13 protein-coding genes are annotated in these 16,692 nt (G+C 64.7%); 11 read left to right on the top strand and 2 right to left on the bottom strand.

The genetic code is table 11. The features are described from left to right. Positions 1–202: 202 nt before the first annotated feature. Positions 203–1,813 (top strand): alpha-L-fucosidase, encoded by a 1,611-nt coding sequence (locus E8M79_RS01015; RefSeq protein ID WP_205747853.1) that lies wholly within the window; start codon positions 203–205, stop codon positions 1,811–1,813. Between the two features lie 21 nt (positions 1,814–1,834). Here the strand turns inward: E8M79_RS01015 and E8M79_RS18280 are convergent, their stop codons facing one another. Then, positions 1,835–1,975 carry a hypothetical protein gene (locus tag E8M79_RS18280; RefSeq protein WP_171015658.1) on the bottom strand — a complete coding sequence of 47 codons (141 nt, stop codon included), beginning with the start codon at positions 1,973–1,975 and terminating at the stop codon, positions 1,835–1,837. 320 nt (positions 1,976–2,295) lie between these two features. Between E8M79_RS18280 and E8M79_RS01010 the strand changes: the two genes are divergently transcribed. The 7 genes from E8M79_RS01010 to E8M79_RS00980 all read left to right on the top strand — a co-directional run bounded on the left by E8M79_RS01010 (position 2,296) and on the right by E8M79_RS00980 (position 11,872). Next, the gene (locus E8M79_RS01010) at positions 2,296–3,588 is read left to right on the top strand and encodes an extracellular solute-binding protein (protein WP_137150067.1); all 1,293 of its coding nucleotides are present in this window, start codon (positions 2,296–2,298) and stop codon (positions 3,586–3,588) included. Beyond that, entirely contained in the window at positions 3,588–4,550 is a 963-nt protein-coding gene (locus E8M79_RS01005; protein WP_248304851.1) for a sugar ABC transporter permease, read from the top strand. The genes E8M79_RS01010 and E8M79_RS01005 overlap by 1 nt, the downstream gene beginning before the upstream one ends. Continuing rightward, on the top strand, positions 4,547–5,368 hold the full coding sequence (locus E8M79_RS01000; protein ID WP_137150066.1) for a carbohydrate ABC transporter permease: 822 nt from the start codon (positions 4,547–4,549) through the stop codon (positions 5,366–5,368). Before E8M79_RS01005 ends, E8M79_RS01000 begins: the two co-directional genes overlap by 4 nt. Before the next feature lie 4 nt (positions 5,369–5,372). Further along, on the top strand, positions 5,373–7,391 hold the full coding sequence (locus E8M79_RS00995; protein ID WP_137150065.1) for an alpha-amylase family protein: 2,019 nt from the start codon (positions 5,373–5,375) through the stop codon (positions 7,389–7,391). A gap of 109 nt (positions 7,392–7,500) precedes the next feature. Further along, on the top strand, positions 7,501–8,574 hold the full coding sequence (locus E8M79_RS00990; protein WP_248304850.1) for a LacI family DNA-binding transcriptional regulator: 1,074 nt from the start codon (positions 7,501–7,503) through the stop codon (positions 8,572–8,574). Further along, positions 8,556–9,617 carry an ABC transporter ATP-binding protein gene (locus E8M79_RS00985; RefSeq protein ID WP_137150063.1) on the top strand — a complete coding sequence of 354 codons (1,062 nt, stop codon included), beginning with the start codon at positions 8,556–8,558 and terminating at the stop codon, positions 9,615–9,617. Before E8M79_RS00990 ends, E8M79_RS00985 begins: the two co-directional genes overlap by 19 nt. Positions 9,618–9,622: 5 nt before the next feature. Beyond that, entirely contained in the window at positions 9,623–11,872 is a 2,250-nt protein-coding gene (locus E8M79_RS00980) for a glycoside hydrolase family 95 protein (protein WP_137150062.1), read from the top strand. Here the strand turns inward: E8M79_RS00980 and E8M79_RS00975 are convergent. Next, positions 11,848–12,873 (bottom strand): LacI family DNA-binding transcriptional regulator, encoded by a 1,026-nt coding sequence (locus tag E8M79_RS00975; RefSeq protein ID WP_248304892.1) that lies wholly within the window; start codon positions 12,871–12,873, stop codon positions 11,848–11,850. The genes E8M79_RS00980 and E8M79_RS00975 overlap by 25 nt on opposite strands. 149 nt (positions 12,874–13,022) lie before the next feature. Here E8M79_RS00975 and E8M79_RS00970 point away from each other — a divergent pair, with 149 nt between their 5' ends. From E8M79_RS00970 to E8M79_RS00960, 3 genes are all read left to right on the top strand, one after another. Further along, complete coding sequence (locus E8M79_RS00970) at positions 13,023–13,982, top strand: glycoside hydrolase family 68 protein (RefSeq protein WP_137150060.1); 960 nt, start codon at positions 13,023–13,025, stop codon at positions 13,980–13,982. Next, the gene (locus tag E8M79_RS00965; protein WP_137150059.1) at positions 13,979–15,136 is read left to right on the top strand and encodes a serine hydrolase domain-containing protein; all 1,158 of its coding nucleotides are present in this window, start codon (positions 13,979–13,981) and stop codon (positions 15,134–15,136) included. The genes E8M79_RS00970 and E8M79_RS00965 overlap by 4 nt, the downstream gene beginning before the upstream one ends. 107 nt (positions 15,137–15,243) lie before the next feature. Then, a complete protein-coding gene (locus tag E8M79_RS00960; protein WP_137150058.1) occupies positions 15,244–16,545 on the top strand; it encodes an extracellular solute-binding protein in 1,302 nt (433 codons plus the stop codon). Positions 16,546–16,692 lie beyond the last annotated feature (147 nt).

Here is a 16,692-nt window from a genome sequence, read left to right as displayed (position 1 = left end):
GTGCTCCGCCCAATGCCCCCAGACGGCCACGCCTGGGCGGCACAGCCATCTTGCCAGCCGCAGTCTATATGATAACGTTTCATTCTAATTGTGTGCCATTGGGCCTGCTGACGGCGGATCAGGCGATCCGGCCGGGCAGGGCCTGATTGGCATTTTCGCCGTCGGGCCGGTCTGGTCGGCGGTTCTCACATTGGACATGACGATGACAGCAGCCGGCCGCCGCCCGAACCCCTATCGCGACGCAACCGATCCAATCGCCGAGGGACCGTTCCAGCCCACCTGGGATAGCCTGATCGCCCAGTACAAGGCGCCGGATTGGTTCCGCGACGCCAAGTTCGGCCTGTGGGCGCATTGGGGGCCGCAATGCCAGCCCGAGGCTGGCGACTGGTATGCAAGGCATATGTATGTCCAGGGCCACAGGCAATATGACCAGCACCTGGCACGCTATGGCCATCCAGCCGACACCGGCTTTATCGACGTCATCGGCCAGTGGAAGGCCGAGAACTGGAACCCCGACGAGCTGCTCGATCTCTATCAGCGGGCCGGGGCCAAGTATTTCGTCGCCATGGCCAACCACCACGACAATTTCGACAATTACGCCTCCCGCTGGCACGACTGGAACGCCACGCGCGTGGGGCCCGGCAAGGATATCGTCGGCATCTGGGCGCAGAAGGCGCGGGCCCGCGGCCTCAAGTTCGGCGTCACCAACCACGCCGCTCACGTCTGGCACTGGTACCAGACGGCCTATGGCTATGACCCCGAGGGGCCGCGCGCCGGCGAGCGCTATGATGCCTGGAAGCTGACCCGCCACGACGGGGCCGGCAAATACTGGGACGGGCTCGATCCGCAGGAGCTCTATGGCGGCGCAACCATGCCCATGCCCGATGGCTTGACCAGCGCGGACGAGGCCTGGGCCTGGCACGAGGCACATGACCGCGTCTGGGACGAAGCGCCGCCGCTGACCAACCCGATCTTCGTGCGCAACTGGTTCCGCCGCTGCAAGGACCTGATCGACAGTTACAAGCCGGACCTGCTGTATTTCGACAATTTCGACCTGCCCCTGGGCCAGGCCGGGCTCGACATCGCCGCGCATTTCTACAATGCCTCGCTGCAATGGCACGGCGGCAAGATGGAAGCCGTGCTCAACACCAAGGAACTGCCGCCAGAACGCTTCGGCGCCTTGGTCGAAGATGTCGAACGCGGCTATCGCGCCGAGATCGAACCCCATCCCTGGCAGACCGACACCTGCATCGGGGAGTGGCACTACAAGCGCGAGATTTTTGACCACAAGGCCTATATGAGCGCGGCTGCCGTGGTCCATCGCCTGTGCGATGTGGTGGCCAAGAATGGCAATCTGCTGCTGTCCATTCCGCTCCGCGGCGATGGTACGCTGGACAGCCAGGAGCGGCAGATTCTAGAAGATGTCGGCGCCTGGAATGCCCGCTTCGGCGACGCCATCTTTGCCAGCCGGCCCTGGCGCGTGGCGGGCGAAGGCCCCACCCAGGTGCAGTCCGGCCAGTTCGGCGAGGCGGCCGCAAAGCCCTTCACCGCCGGGGATATCCGCTTCACCACCAAGGCCGAGGCGCTGCATGCCATCACGCTGGGGCCTCAGTCCGGTCGGCTGACCATCCAGTCCATGGCCGAGGGCACCAATCTGGGCCAGGGTAGTGTCGAACGTGTCGAGGTCGTCGGACACACTGCACCCCTCGAGTTCACCCGCGATGCCCAGGGCCTGCATGTCAGCGTGCCCGAGGGCGCCAGCCACGACTTCGGCATCGCCCTCCGCCTGATCGGCAAGGGTCTGGTGGATTAACTCGCTGGCCCTGCCCGGCAGTCAGCTCTCGAGCAGGGCAGTCATTCGCGCGGCATAGGCGCCATGGTCGACGACCTGGCCAACGCCATCGGTGCCGCTGGCGCCGAGCCCGGCCATCACCGGGCCCCAGCTAGCCTCGAAATAGCGGACCACCCATTTCATCGCCAAAACCACTCATGCTCGCCCTGCGGGCGGCCTCGGCCACGCTGGCGATGCGACCCTCTTCGGCGGGGTCGATACCCAGATATTGCCGCCCGCGCGGGCTCCCCAGTCGCAGGTCCAAGCGCTGGCCATCCGCGCACAAGCAGGCAAAGCGCTGGTGTTCCACAATCTCCGACACGCGCCGCAATAGCGGCGTCCAGGGGCGCCGGGACATCGGAATCTGGCAGCTTCCCTATTGTCATTCCCAATCTAGATGATAACGTTACGACATACTTGACGATGACGGCCGACAAGCGCCGGGTCAAGAGGAGGAGAAAGCAATGATCAAATTCAAGGGCGTCCTTGGACGCCGTGCCCTGCTGTCTGGCATTGCCGCTGCGGCGATGCTGGTCATGGGTGGTGCTGCCATCGCGCAGGACATCAGTGGCGAACTGGCGATCCTGCAGTGGCAGGGTGGTGTTGACGCCGAAATGTGGAAGAAGCTGGAAGCCGATTTCGTCGCCCAGCATCCCGGCGTCACCGTGCGCGAACTGGCCATCACCGCTCAGGGCGATGCCCGTGGCGGCATCCGCACCGCCATCCTGGGTGGCGAAAAGGTCGACATCATCATCAATACCTGGCCCGCCTTCCGCAAGGAACTGGCCGATGCCGGCATCCTGCGCGGCCTCGATGACCAGTGGAGCGCGCTCGGTCTCGACACCACGCTGACCCAGTCCTGGCGTGATCTGGGCGTTAGCGATGGCGTGAGCTATGGCGTGCCCTATACCTATGGCGACCGTTCGGGCATCTGGTACAAGACCAGCCAGCTCAAGGATGCGGGCGTGGAAGTGCCCAAGACCTGGGACGAATTCCTGGCTGCCATCAAGACCCTCAAGGCGGCTGGCTACGACACACCCATTCCGATGCCAGGCAAGTATTGGGCGCATGGCGAATGGTTTGAATCGCTGCTGCTGCGCACCGGCGGTGTCGAAGCGGCGGCCAAGTTGGCGGCTCATGAGATCCCCTGGACCGACGATGTGGTCAAGACCACGCTGCGCAAATACGCAGAGCTGCTCAATGCCGGTTGCTGCGGCACGCCCGAGCAGATGTTCGCCGGCGACTGGGACCTCTCGGCCGACCAGATCTTCAAGGCCAATACCGGCAACTTCCTGCTGCTCGGCATGTGGATGAACGCCCGCGCCAAGGGTGAATACGGCCTGACCGAAGGCGTCGATTATTCGCTGTTCCAGTTCCCTGCGCTGGGCCTGGGCCACGACGACACCTCCAGCGTTGACGCCAAGGAATTGCTCGCCACCTCGAACGGCGAAAACCCCGCGGCTGCAGATGCCTTCCTGACCTATATCGTCTCGCCCGAAGCCACCAAGATCCTGGCTGAATACGGCTATGCCTCGCCCAGCTCCAATGCTGATACCGCCCTGCTCGGGCCGGTGCAGCAGCAGGCAACCGCTGCCGTGGCTGCCTCCAAGGTGCAGTTTGTTCTCGGCGATCTGCTGCCGGGCGATCTGGTGGATGAATACCGTGTCCAGCTGCAGAAGTTCCTGCAGGACCCGTCCGACGCCAATATCGATGCTGTCACCGCAGCCATCGAAGCCAAGGCTGCGGAATCCTACTGATGAGCATGTCCGCTGCAGACGCGGCGGCGCGCTCGTCCCAACTGTCCTCCCCCGTGGGCGGCGGCCGGCGCAAGCCGGTTGCCGTCCGCCGGAGGCGGCTTGGAGAGACGCCGGCTGCCTGGCTTTTGATCATCCCAGTGCTGATCCTGTTTTCCATCACGGTGATCTATCCGCTGATCGAAACCATCCGCCTGAGCTTTTTCGACATCAAGGGCCTGGGCAAGCCGAAGTTCATCGGCTCCGGCAATTATATCAAGCTTTTCACCGACCCGGCCTTCCGCAACACGCTGTGGACCACGCTGATGTTCACCCTGGGCACCACCACAATCACGGTGAGCCTGGGCTGGTTCCTGGCCATGCTGTGTTCCTTTGCGCCGCAGCGCACGCTGCCCTTCCGCGTCATGATCTTTGCGGCCTTCGGCATTTCCGAAGCGGTGAGCGGCTATATGTGGATTTCCATGCTGCGCCCCGACCAGGCGGGCCTGCTCAATTCGGTCATCGGCCTGTTCTCGCCCGGCTTCGCCCATCCCTGGCTGGGTGACCCCAACACCGCGCTGTGGATGATCATAGTTGCCGCGTCCTGGAGCGGAGTGGGTCTGCCGCTGATGCTGTGCTTTGCCGCCGTGCAGGCCATTCCCAAGACGGTGCTGGAAGCCGCCTATATGGACGGAGCCAAGCCCTTTGCCATCATGCGCTTCATCATGGTGCCGCTCTCTATGCCCGGCGTGCGCGTCGCCATCTTCATCAATCTGCTCGGCGCGCTGCGCGCCTTCGACATCATCTATGTGCTCACCGGTGGCGGCCCCGTCCGCTCCACCGAAACCGTGGGCTACTTCATGTATCGCGAGTCCATGACGCAGTTCAAACTTGGCTATGGCGCTGCTGCCACGGTGATCCTTCTGGTGGCTGTCATGGTGATCTCCATTCCCGCCATCATCCAGCGCACGGCAGGTGCCAAATGATCGGTCGCGTTCCCAACTGGATCGTCTGGGTGGTGGGCATCATCGCCTGCATCTGGGTCATCCCCATCATCGGTATCGTGGTCACCTCCGTGCGCCCGCCGGCCGACGTGACGCTGGGCTGGTGGCGGCTGGACAATATTCGCTTCACCCTCGATGCCTGGATGCGCGTCTGGGATGAATATCCCCTCGCCAATGCCTTCTGGACCACGCTGTGGATCACCCTGATCGGCACTGGCGCCACCATGCTGCTGACCCCTGCGGCGGCCTATGCCTTTCACTTTCTCAAGTTCCCGTTCCGCCGCACGATCCTGGTCATCATCATCAATGCCTTCGTGCTGCCGGTGCAGGTGGTGGTCATCCCGCTGTTCCAGCTCTGGCGCGACACCGGGCTGATCGACAATATCCTGGCGGTGCTGATCCCCTATGTCGGCCTCAGCTTTGCCTGGTCGATCTTCCTGGTCAAAAACTTCATGGAGGATTTTCCCAAGGAGCTGATCGAGGCCGGCAAGATCGACGGCTGCGGCCCCTTGGCCACTTTCTGGTTCGTGGTGCTGCCCAATTCTCTCTCGGCCATCTTTGCGGTGGGGATTTTGCAGTTCCTGTGGTGCTGGAACAGCCTGCTGCTGCCCATGCTCTACCTGCGGACCACCATTCCGCTGCCGGTGCTGCTGACCCGCGTGTCGGGCACCTATGACCTCAACTGGGACCTGCGCAGCGTGGCGGCCATCGTCACCACCATCGTCCCGCTCTTCGTCTTCCTCATCTTCCAGCGACAGTTCGCCGCCGGGTCCCAGACCCGCACCGGTGCCAAGGAATAGCCCTATGCCTGTGACCAATAACCCGATCCGCTACCGTCAGATCCATCTCGATTTCCACACCTCCGAGCATATCCCCGGCATCGGTGCGGACTTCGATCCCGACCAGTTCGTCGGCACGCTCAAGGCGGCCAATGTTGACAGCATCACCATCTTCGCCAAGTGCCACCACGGCTGGTCCTACTACCCCTCCAAGGTCGGCGCACCGCACCCCAATCTGGCGCGGCCCGACCTGATGGGCGACATGATCAAGGCCCTCTCGGCGGCCGATATCGAAGCCCCGATCTATATCTCGGTGCAGTGGGACGAGCGCAATGCACGCCTGCATCCGGAGTGGCGCGTGCGCGCCGCCAGCAAGAGCCGCTTCGACCCCGCCCAGTTGCAGGCCGGCTGGCACACGCTGTGCCTCAATCACAAGGCCTATCGCGACGAGCTGCTCGAACACGCCCGCGAAGTGGTGCGCAACTACGATACGCCCGGCCTGTTCTTTGACATCGTGTTGGCCACCGACTGCGTCTGCCAGCAGTGCCTGGAGTCCATGGCCGAACATGGCCTCGATCCCACCAAGGCCGAGGATCGCCTGACCAATGATGAATGGGTCAATGAGGTGTTCCGCACCGAAATGACCGCGGCGCTGCATGCCGAATTCCCCGGCCTGCGCATCTTCTACAACTGCGGCCATATCCATAAGCAGGGCCGCAAGCGCTTTGCCCCCTATACCCATCTCGAGCTCGAAAGCCTGCCCACCGGCGGCTGGGGCTATGATCATTTCCCGTCCAGCGCCCGCTATGCGGCCACGCTCGGGCTCGATTTCCTCGCCCACACCGGCAAGTTCCACCTCTCCTGGGGCGAGTTCGGCGGCTTCAAGCATCCCGATGCGCTCGAATACGAAGCCGCCCAGATGGCGGCGCTGGGCTCGAAATGCCTGGTCGGTGACCAGCTCCATCCCAATGGCGCCATCAACCCCGACACCTATGCCTCCATCGCGCCGGCCTATGCCCGCATTGCCAAGCTCGAGCCCTTCCTCGACGGCGCGCGCCAGCATTCGCAGGTGGCGATCCTGTCCTCGGAATATTTCCACCATGCCGGCGACCGCAACAGCGCTGCCGACAATGGCGCGGCCCAGATGCTGCTTGAGCTCAAGGTGCCCTATGACGTCATCGACGGCACCTCGGATTTCAGCCCCTATCAGGTGATCATCCTGCCCGATGACATCCCGGCCGATGCGACCACGGCGGCTCAGCTCAAGAGTTTTGTCGCCAATGGCGGCAGCCTGATCCTGTCCGGCGCATCCATGCTGGGCAGCGATGGCCGCTTTGCCGTCGACACCGGCGTGCGCAGCACCGGCACGGTGGGGTTCACGCCCAGCTATATCGGCGCGGCCAAGGCGCTCGACCCGGCTATGACCACCTCACCCTTTGTGGTCTATGGCACAGCCCAGCAGATCGTGGCCGAAGGCGCCCAGGTGCTGGCCGAAGTGGTGCCGCCCTATTTCAACCGCACCTATGCGCATTTCTCTTCGCACGCCCATGCGCCCGACGATGTCGATGCCAGCCCGCTCGGCGCGGCGGTGACCCTGGCGGGTCGCATCGGCTACATCGCCTATCCGCTGTTCACCATCTACCACAATGTCGGCCAGCCGCTGTACAAGCACGTCTTCCGCGGCCTGCTCAACCGCCTGCTGCCCAAGCCGATGCTGACCACCGACCTGCCATCGTCCGGCCGCGCGACCGTAACCCATCAGGCCGAGCGCAACCGCACCATCGTGCACCTGCTCTATGGTCCGCCGCAGGTGCGCGGCAAGTCCGTGCCGCAGGGCGAAAGCACGCGCGTGATGGAAATGATCGAGGATATTCCGGCAATTGGCCCGGTCAGCGCTTCGGTGCGCCTACCCTCGCCGCCAAAGCGGGCGTATGAAGCGGTTTCCGGCGAGGACCTCGACGTCCGCGACCTTGGGGACGGAACCTATGGTGTGACGCTCGGTCGGCTGCGCATTCACGCAGCGATCGTGTTCGAGCAGGCCTAGCATGACCGTCCGCCATCACGCGGTGGCGTACCACGAGCCCGCTGGTTTGACACACGCACGGCGCACCGGTTTCGGTCGGGCGCCGGCAAGGGCGATTGGGACAAGAACGGTGCACAGCAGAAACGCGGACAAAAGCGCAAAGAAACAGCCCACCATTGTGGAGGTGGCCGAGGCTGCGGGCGTCGCCATCGGTACCGTCTCGCGCTATCTCAACGGCCTGCCCGTGCGCGGGTCCAACCGTGCCCCGATCGAAAAGGCCATCAGCGAACTGGGCTATCGCCGCAACATGGTTGCGGTGTCGATGAAGCGGCAGACCACCCATATCGTTGGCTTCATGGTGCCGGCGCTGAGCGAGTTCCATTCGGGCCTGCTCGACCAGCTGACACGCCGCATGCGCCGCACAGGTCGCGCCGTGCTCTGCTATTCTCACGACATGGAGGCCCGCTCCATTGAGGAAGGGCTGGAGTTCTTTGCCTCTCACCGGGTCGATGCGGTGGTGATGGACGGCGTCATCCAGGCCCAACCCGCCCTGGAGCGCTATATTGAGGATGGCCTGACCGTCGTGCTCTACGACAATGACGTGCCCGGCCTATCGGCGGACCGCGTCTTCTCCAACAATCGCAAGGCCAGTGAGCGGATGGTCAACCATCTGATCGACCTGGGTCACACCCGCATTGCCACCATTCACGGTAGTGAGGACAATTCCGCCGGTCAGGAGCGCCTGCAGGGCTATACTGACGCCATGGAGCGGCATGGTCTGGCCATGCCCGACGCCTATGTCACCTCCGGTTACTGGAGCGAGGAAGGTGGCCACGCCGCCATTCGCGACCTCATGGCACTCGCCGAGCCGCCCACGGCCGTGTTCAGCGCCAACTACAACATGACGATCGGCGCCCTGCGCTGGCTGCGCGAACACGACCTGGACGTGCCCAATGACCTGTCCCTGGTCAGCTTCGACGATGTGCCGGCCTTTGCCGTGCACCGCACCGGCATTACCGCCGTCGGACAGTCCATCGACCAGCTGGCGGACTCTATCGCAACTGTATTGCTGGAGCGCCTGGAGGCCGGACCGCAGTCCGGACGGCGCACCCTGCGCATCGACGCCAACATCATACTCAGGGGCTCGGCACGAAGCCCCAAGACTATCGTCCGGGAGGAGAGACTATGGCCACCGTCACGCTGAACAATGTAAGCAAGTCCTATGGCACGCTGGAGGTCATCGACAACCTCAATCTGCAGGTGGAAGACGGCACCTTCACCGTCTTTGTGGGGCCATCGGGCTGCGGCAAGTCGACCCTGCTGCGCATGATCGCCGGGCTCGAACCGATCACCAAGGGTGATCTCGTGATTGACGGCCGCCGCGTCAACGAAGCCGATCCCATCGAACGCGGCGTCGCCATGGTGTTCCAGAACTATGCGCTCTATCCGCACATGACGGTGGAGCAGAACATCGGCTTCTCCCTGCGCATGGCGGGGCTCGAAAAGAGCGACATTGATGCCCGCGTGGCGATTGCCGCCCAGACCCTGCAGATCGAACCGCTGCTCAAGCGCAAGCCGGCCCAGCTCTCGGGCGGCCAGCGCCAGCGCGTTGCCATCGGCCGCGCCATCGTGCGCGATCCCGAAGTGTTCCTGTTCGACGAGCCGCTGAGCAATCTGGATGCCGAGCTGCGCGTGTCGATGCGCGTCGAGATCGCCAAGCTACACAACAAGCTGGGCTCCACCATGATTTATGTGACCCACGACCAGACCGAGGCCATGACCCTGGCCGACAAGATCGTGGTGATGCGCGATGGCAAGATCGAACAGTCCGGCTCGCCCGACGACCTCTATGACAATCCGGACAATCTCTTTGTGGCCGGCTTCATCGGCTCGCCGCGCATGAACTTCCTGCGCGCCGATCTCACCGCTACCGGCCCCCGCCTGGTGGCCGGGCCGACGCTCTCCATGGCCGGGCTGCCCAGCCAGGGCGAGGTGCTGGTTGGCGTGCGGCCCGAGCATTTCCTGCTCGGCGGCGGTGATGCCAGTGTTGCGGTCAAGGTCGATGTGGTCGAGAACCTGGGTGGCACGCGCTATCTCTATGGCGCCACCATCTCGGGCGAGAATGTGGTCGTCGAAGTGCGCGACCGGCCCGGCATCAAGGCCGGCGACACCGTGCATGTCGGCATCGACCCTGTGCGATCCATGATCTTCCGGGCCACTGGCGAACGGCTGCGGCAGGGACACTGAACTCCATGACCAAACATAGTCTGTGGTACCGGTCCCCCGCCGTGGAGTGGACCCAGGCCTTGCCGCTTGGCAATGGCCGTCTCGGTGGCATGCTGCATGGCGGCGTCGGGCGCGAGGAGATCCAGCTCAATGAATCCACCCTGTGGTCTGGCGGGCCCTATCAGCCCACCAATGCCGAGGCGCTGCCCAATCTGGCAGCGGTGCGTGCGCTGATCTTTGCTGGCCGCTATGTCGAGGCCCAGGCGCTGGCCAACCGGCACCTGCTGGCGCGACCGCACATGCAGATGAGCTATCAGCCGGCGGGCAATCTGTTTGTCGAATTCACCCACGAGCCCGTACCGGACAGCTATCGGCGTGAACTCGATCTGACCACGGCCATCGCCACCACGAGCTACCGCCTGCTGGGTACCGGCATCAGCGATGATGCCGCGACGTTTACTCGCGAGTGCTTCGTTTCCAGCGTGGACGATGTGCTGGTGCTGCGGCTCGAAAGCTCGCGGCCTGGCTCCCTGTCCTTCGAAGTCTGGCTCGACAGCCCGCAACCGGGCGATATCGAGCCCGGCGATGCCACGACGCTCAACTATCGCGGCACCAATTTCGACAAGCATGGCATCAAGGGTCAGCTCCGTTTCGGCATCGGCCTCGACATGCGTCTCGAAGGCGGCTCGTCCGAACGGCGCGGTCGGCGTCTCGTGGTGCGCGGCGCCACGGCGGCGGTGTTTGTGCTCGATATCGCCACCTCCTTCCGCCGCTTTGACGATGTCTCGGGCGATCCCGAGGCGCTGCTGGCGGCGCGGCGCAAAGCCGTGGCCGGCAAGAGCTATGCCCAGTTGCGCGCCGACCACGTCGCGGCCCATCAGCAGCTTTTCAGCCGCTTGGACATCGACCTCGGCCCCGGTCGCCAAGACCTGCCGACCGACCAGCGCATCGCCCGCTTCGCCGATGGGCAGGACCCGGCGCTCGCCGCGCTCTATGTGCAATATGGCCGCTATCTCATGCTGGCCTCCAGCCAGCCCGGCACGCAGCCGACAACGCTGCAGGGCATCTGGAACAAGGAAACCCGGCCACCCTGGGGCAGCAAATATACCGCCAATATCAATATCCAGATGAACTACTGGCTGCCCGATCCGGCCAATCTGGGCGAATGCGTCGAACCCTTGCTGGCCATGGTGGAAGACCTCACCATCACCGGAGCCGAAATGGCGCGCCAGCACTATGGCGCGCGCGGCTGGGTGCTGCATCACAACACCGACCTTTGGCGCGCCACGGGGCCCGTAGATGGGGCGCAATGGGGGCTCTGGCCCAGCGGTGGCGCCTGGTTCTGCGCCCAACTGTGGGACCACGCCGTGTTTGCCGGCCGGCCCGAGGCGCTGGTGCGCCGCCTGCTGCCGGTGATCGCGGGCAGCGTGCGCTTCTTCCTCGATACGCTGCAAAACCTTCCGGGCACCGACCTTCTGGTCACTGTGCCGTCGATCTCGCCGGAAAACCTGCATCCCCATGGGGCGGCGGTCTGTGCCGGGCCGACCATGGACAACCAGATCCTGCGCGATCTGTTCGATGCCTATCTGGCAGGGTCAGAGCAGCTGGGCCTGGTCGATCCCATGCAGGACGAAGTGCGGGCCGCACGGGCCCGCCTGCCGGACCATCGCATTGGCAAGCAAGGGCAATTGCAGGAGTGGCTGGAGGATTGGGACATGGATGTCCCCGAAATCCACCACCGCCATGTCTCCCATCTCTATGGGCTTTATCCGAGCCTGCAGATTGATCCGGACGGCACGCCTGACCTGGCTGAGGCGGCGCGCAAATCGCTCGAAATCCGCGGTGACGACGCCACCGGCTGGGGCATCGGCTGGCGCATCAACCTCTGGGCGCGGCTGCGCCAGGGCAGCCATGCCCATGATGTGCTTGCGCTTCTGCTCAGCCCGTCACGCAGCTATCCCAATCTGTTCGACGCCCATCCGCCGTTTCAGATCGACGGCAATTTCGGCGGTGCGGCCGGCATTCTTGAGATGCTGGTGCAGTCCACCGCGGACAAATTGCTGCTGCTGCCTGCGCTGCCGCCGCAGTGGCCGCAGGGTCGGGTCAAGGGCATCAGGGCCCGTGGCGGGCTCGAACTTGAGCTCGCCTGGTCGGCCAAGGGTCCGACACAGGTCCAGCTTAAGTCCGTCGTCGACCGCACCTTTGCGGTGCAGTGCCAAGGCAAGACCGAGAGCGTGGCGCTGCGCGCCGGTCAGACGGTCGAGCTGAGCTTTTGAACCGCGTCCGGCTGGGTGGGCGCGATCAGCGAACCGCGCAGCACGGTCGGCATGGTGATCAGCTCTTCCTGTCCAGGCTGACCCTCGAGCAGCATCTGCACCGCGCGGCGCCCCATGGCCTCGTGCGGCAGGCTGATGGTGGTCAGACCGGGGCGGAGGTAGGAGGCCAGCTCGTCATTGTCGAACGACACCAGCGAGACGTCGCCCGGAATGGTCAGCCCGGCCTCGCCCAGCGCCTGATAGGCGCCGAAGGCCAGCCGGTCGTTGAGGCACAGAATGGCCTTGGGCCGCCGCTTGCGCAGCAGGCCCTTGGTCAGGTCATAGCCGTGATTGGGCTCCCAGTTCCAACAGCTCAGTTCGGCGTCAAAGCCCAGCCCATGCGCCGCCATGGCATCGCGAATGCCAGCCAGGCGCCGCGCGATGGACTGCGAGCGGAACAGGCCCTTTTCGTCAGCCGGATTGTGACCGAGCAGGACAATGCTGTCGGTGATGCCGGTCTCGGCCAGGAGGCGCACCGCCGTGCGGCCGCCCTCATATTCATCAGGCAGTACGGCCGCGGGAAACCGCGCGCTGGTGCCGTTGAGCATGACCACCGGCACATTGCCCGACAGCGGCGGCACAAACACTTCGCGCGCCCGCATGGCAGCAAAGATCAACCCATCAACCTGGCGGTCCAGCGCCGCCTCGACGGCCTGCAGCTCACGCGCCGGCTCGCCGCCGGTTTCGAGCAGCAGCATGACATGCTTGGCCTCCTCGGCCGCCGCCAGGGCGCCGCGGATCAACCCGCTGGCAAAGCGGGTGGTGGCCACATAGTCCGAGATAAAGGCAATCGAGCGCGAGCGGTCGGTGCGCAAGGCGCGGGCCGCAACATTGGGCCGATAGCCCAGGCTGGTGGCGGCGGCATGCACCTTGGCATGGGCCTCGGCCGAAAGGCGCGTATCATGCCGGCCGGTCAGGATCATCGATGCGGCGGTGGGCGAGAGGCCGGCAAGCCGGGCCACATCCGCCAATGTTACGCGCTTCTTTTGCAAACGGTGTTGCCCCTCGTCCCCAAGACGGTCTTGTTGCCGCTCTGGATAGCTACGCCGCCGCCGCTTGACAACCTTTGCGCGACGCGGCAATTGCTAAATGGTTTTAGCAGGGGATGAGCATGGGTTTCAATCTGCCCGATCACTGGGTGTGGGATTTCTGGCTGGCTGATGACGGCGAACAGCATCACCTGTTCTACCTGCACGCGCCCAAATCGCTCGGCAATCCGGACTTGCGCCATCGCAACGCCCGTATCGGCCACGCGACGTCCGCCGACCTGCGGACCTGGACCAACCATGGCCAGGCCTTCGACGCCGGCGCACCGGGCAGCTTTGACGGCAGCGCCACCTGGACCGGCAGCGTGGTGCGCGGCCCTGACGGGCTGTGGCGCATGTTCTACACCGGCTCGCGCTTCCTCTATCCCGACCAGTTCGCCAATATCGAGACGGTGGGCCTCGCGACCTCGCCAGACCTCTTCACCTGGACCAAGCAGCCCGGCCCCATCGTCACCGCCGATGCCAATCTCTATGAGACGCTGGGCACATCGAGCTGGCCGGAAGAATGCTGGCGCGACCCCTGGGTGTTCTTTCAGCCGGCTGACCAGCGCTGGCACATGCTGATGACGGCCCGCGCGCGGCACGGCACCGAGCCCGATCGCGGCGTGATGGGGCATGTCAGTTCGCCCGACCTCATCACCTGGACCCATGAGGTCGCCCTGAGCGAGCCGGGCGCCGGCTTTGCCCATCTCGAAGTGTTCCAGCTCGTCGAGATCGACGGTCGCAACCAGCTGATCTTCTGCTGCGATACCGCCAAGCTGGTCGGCCCGCGCGCTGGCCAGACCGGTGGCGTCTGGTCGCTGCCCGTCGGGGACATGCCCGGCCCGGTCGATTTCAGCCAGGCGCGCCTGCTGGTCAACGAAGCTCTTTATGCCGGCCGCATCGCCATTGACCGTGCTGGCGCGCCCTGGCTGCTGGCCTTCCAGAACCAGCGTCCCGGCGAGGCCTTCCAGGGCGGCATCAGCGACCCCATTGCCCTGGTCACCGGCGCCGATGGCTATCTGATTGCGGAGCGCGGCCTATGAGCATCGTCGTCAACGGCATCGTCGCCCCCGGTTTCGAGCCGGTCGCCCAGGCCTTTGAACAGGCCTTTGAAGGTCGCCCTGCCATGGGCGCGGCCCTGCATGTGCGCCAACACGGCGAGACCATCATTAATCTTTGGGCCGGCGTCGCCGATGCGCGCGATAACCGCGCCTGGACCGAGCGCACCCCCTCGGTGGTGTTCTCCTGCACCAAGGGCCTGGTGTCGATCCTGGCCGCCCGGCTGGTGCAGGAGGGGCGCCTCGACTACGCCGCGCCGGTGGCACGCTACTGGCCCGAATTCGCCATGGCCGGCAAGGACCGGGTGACAGTCGGCCAGGCCCTGGCGCATCAGGCGGGCCTTTCAGCACCGCGCCTTGATCTCACTGAAGACGACATCGTCGACTGGGATCGCGTCGTCGCCATCCTGGCGGCGCAGGAACCGCTATGGCCCCTGGGCACAGGCTATGCCTATCACGCCATCACCCATGGCTGGGTGGCCGGCGAGATCATCCGCCGTGTCACCGGCCAGTCGGTCGGTGCCTATTTCCGCGATCTGGTCACCGCGCCACTTGGCGCCGATGCCTGGATTGGTCTGCCCGAGGCCCAGGCTGCCACTTGCGCCCATCTCGCGGTGAGCCCGCCGCTGATCCAGCTCTGGGCTGACGAGGCGGCCAAGCCCGCGCCCAACTGGCCCTACAAGGCCATGACGCTGGGCTCGGCCCTGCCGGCGGACCTCGTCACCGAGGATGGTGGTTTTAACAGCCCGCGCATCCGTGCGGCCGAAATCCCCGGCGCCGGCGGCGTGGCTTCGGCCCGCGCCCTGGCGACCATGTGGTCGGCCACCGTGGCGCCCACCCACGGGGTGCGCCTGCTCGAAGATACCACCATTGCCCAGGCGACGCAGACGCAGAGCCAGGGCGTATCGGTGTTTGGTGGCGAGCCGCCATTCTCCCGCTGGGGCTTTGGCTTCCAGCTCGATTCCGAAGCGCGGCGCTATCTCGGCGATGGCTGCTTCGGGCACGACGGCGCCGGCGGGCAGGTGGGCTTTGCCGACCCGCAGCGCCGGATCGGTTTCGGTTTCGTCACCAACTGGATGATGGGGCCGGAAGACCAGCGCGCAACGCGGATCATCGACGCGCTGCGCCCGCTGGTCTAGTCGCCGCGCGGGGCAAAGGGGTCTATTGACAGACCCCACTGTCCATGCGCTAAATCCATTTAGCAGGCGGAAAGATCCGCTGCAGATTGACCCTGGAGGAGGTTGTCATGAGAGCCCATTCTCGCCATGCACTTCGTATTGCCCTGTCCCTGACCGTTGCATCGACGGCAGGCGTTGCCCTGGCCGCACCGAGCTGCGGCACGGACCCTGTTGCCCTCAATTCCTATTTCGAGACCGGCTTCCCGCTGCCCAGCAAGCTGGCTGAGGAATTCACCAAGCAGTTCCCCAATGTCACCTTCGACATCAAGGAAGACCAGTTCGCCAATATGATGGAGAACTCGCCGCGCATCCTGTCGGAAGCCAATGCGCCTGACCTGGTGCGTCTGCCCTCGCTGACCGACCTGGTCGCCAACGATCTGCTGCTCAACCTCGATGGCTATTTCACCGAATTCGGCTGGGACAAGTTCCCCGCTGGCCAGCTGGTGCAGCTGCGCGTCGAGCCCGGCGGGCGCCCGCGCGGCACCGGCTCGCTCTATGCCATGGGCCTGAACTATTCCATGACCGGCGTGTTCTATAACAAGGAACTGGCCGCCCAGCTCGGCATGACCGAGCCGCCAAAGACCGTTGCTGAACTCGACGCCCTGCTGGCCAAGGCCAAGGAAGCCGGCATCCAGCCGATCATGCAGTGGAACAAGGGCACGGCAGGCCTGGCCTTCCCGCTGCAGAACCTGATGGGCGCCTATGGTCCGCCCGAGCCGATCAATGACTGGATCTTCCAGAAGGACGGCGCCACCATCAACACGCCGGAAAATCTCAAGGCTGCAGAGCACCTCGAAAGCTGGATCAAGGCCGGCTACTTCCCCTCTGACGCCAATGCCATTGAATACTTCCAGATGATGAGCCGCTTCATCGGCGGCGAAGGCCTGTTCATGTTCAACGGCGATTGGGAATCGGGCAATCTCGATACCAATGCCGCCGGCAAGTTCGGCTTCTTCATCATGCCGACCGCTGAAGAGGGCGGCCGCCACGCCACCATGTCAGCGCCACTGACCTTCGGTATTTCGGCCAATGCCGCCCATGCCGATTGCGCCGCCTTCTTCCTCAATTGGGTGGCCACCAATGAGGAAGCCCGCAAGATCAACGTCGCCGTGGGTGGTTCCAACCCCGGTGGCCCGGCAGACCTGGCCATTCCCGCCGTGACGCCCGGCTCGGTGACCGAGGCCTCACTGGCCGCTGGCCAGACCCTGGCCAAGGACAATGGCGCCATGGACTTCATCGCCAATGCCACCGGCGCCATCTTTGCCGCCGGCTGGACGCCCGAACTGCAGAAGATGGTCGGCGACCAGCAGACCCCCACGGGCCTGCTCGAAGCCGTGCAGAAGGAATACGAGACCCAACTGTCGCGCTAAGACCGGTCGCGTCGGTCGGCCTGCAAAGGCTCCTTCGCCCTCTCACCCCAAGGGGAGGGCCATGGCGGGGGCGTTCGGGATAACCCGGCGCCCCTCTCCCACGCCCCATCCCGTCAACGGGACGGAGGCACAGAAGCCAACGATGCG

This window comes from Devosia sp. FKR38, from assembly GCF_005222805.1.
In the GTDB taxonomy this organism is placed as follows: domain Bacteria; phylum Pseudomonadota; class Alphaproteobacteria; order Rhizobiales; family Devosiaceae; genus Devosia.
This window is presented reverse-complemented; position numbering and strand designations above follow the sequence as displayed.

Coding starts and splice junctions, on each gene's coding strand:
- E8M79_RS01015 (WP_205747853.1), top strand. CDS start 203: ATGACAGCAGCCGGCCGCCGCCCGAACCCCTATCGCGACGCAACCGAT.
- E8M79_RS18280 (WP_171015658.1), bottom strand. CDS start 1,975: ATGAAATGGGTGGTCCGCTATTTCGAGGCTAGCTGGGGCCCGGTGATG.
- E8M79_RS01010 (WP_137150067.1), top strand. CDS start 2,296: ATGATCAAATTCAAGGGCGTCCTTGGACGCCGTGCCCTGCTGTCTGGC.
- E8M79_RS01005 (WP_248304851.1), top strand. CDS start 3,588: ATGAGCATGTCCGCTGCAGACGCGGCGGCGCGCTCGTCCCAACTGTCC.
- E8M79_RS01000 (WP_137150066.1), top strand. CDS start 4,547: ATGATCGGTCGCGTTCCCAACTGGATCGTCTGGGTGGTGGGCATCATC.
- E8M79_RS00995 (WP_137150065.1), top strand. CDS start 5,373: ATGCCTGTGACCAATAACCCGATCCGCTACCGTCAGATCCATCTCGAT.
- E8M79_RS00985 (WP_137150063.1), top strand. CDS start 8,556: ATGGCCACCGTCACGCTGAACAATGTAAGCAAGTCCTATGGCACGCTG.
- E8M79_RS00980 (WP_137150062.1), top strand. CDS start 9,623: ATGACCAAACATAGTCTGTGGTACCGGTCCCCCGCCGTGGAGTGGACC.
- E8M79_RS00970 (WP_137150060.1), top strand. CDS start 13,023: ATGGGTTTCAATCTGCCCGATCACTGGGTGTGGGATTTCTGGCTGGCT.
- E8M79_RS00965 (WP_137150059.1), top strand. CDS start 13,979: ATGAGCATCGTCGTCAACGGCATCGTCGCCCCCGGTTTCGAGCCGGTC.
- E8M79_RS00960 (WP_137150058.1), top strand. CDS start 15,244: ATGAGAGCCCATTCTCGCCATGCACTTCGTATTGCCCTGTCCCTGACC.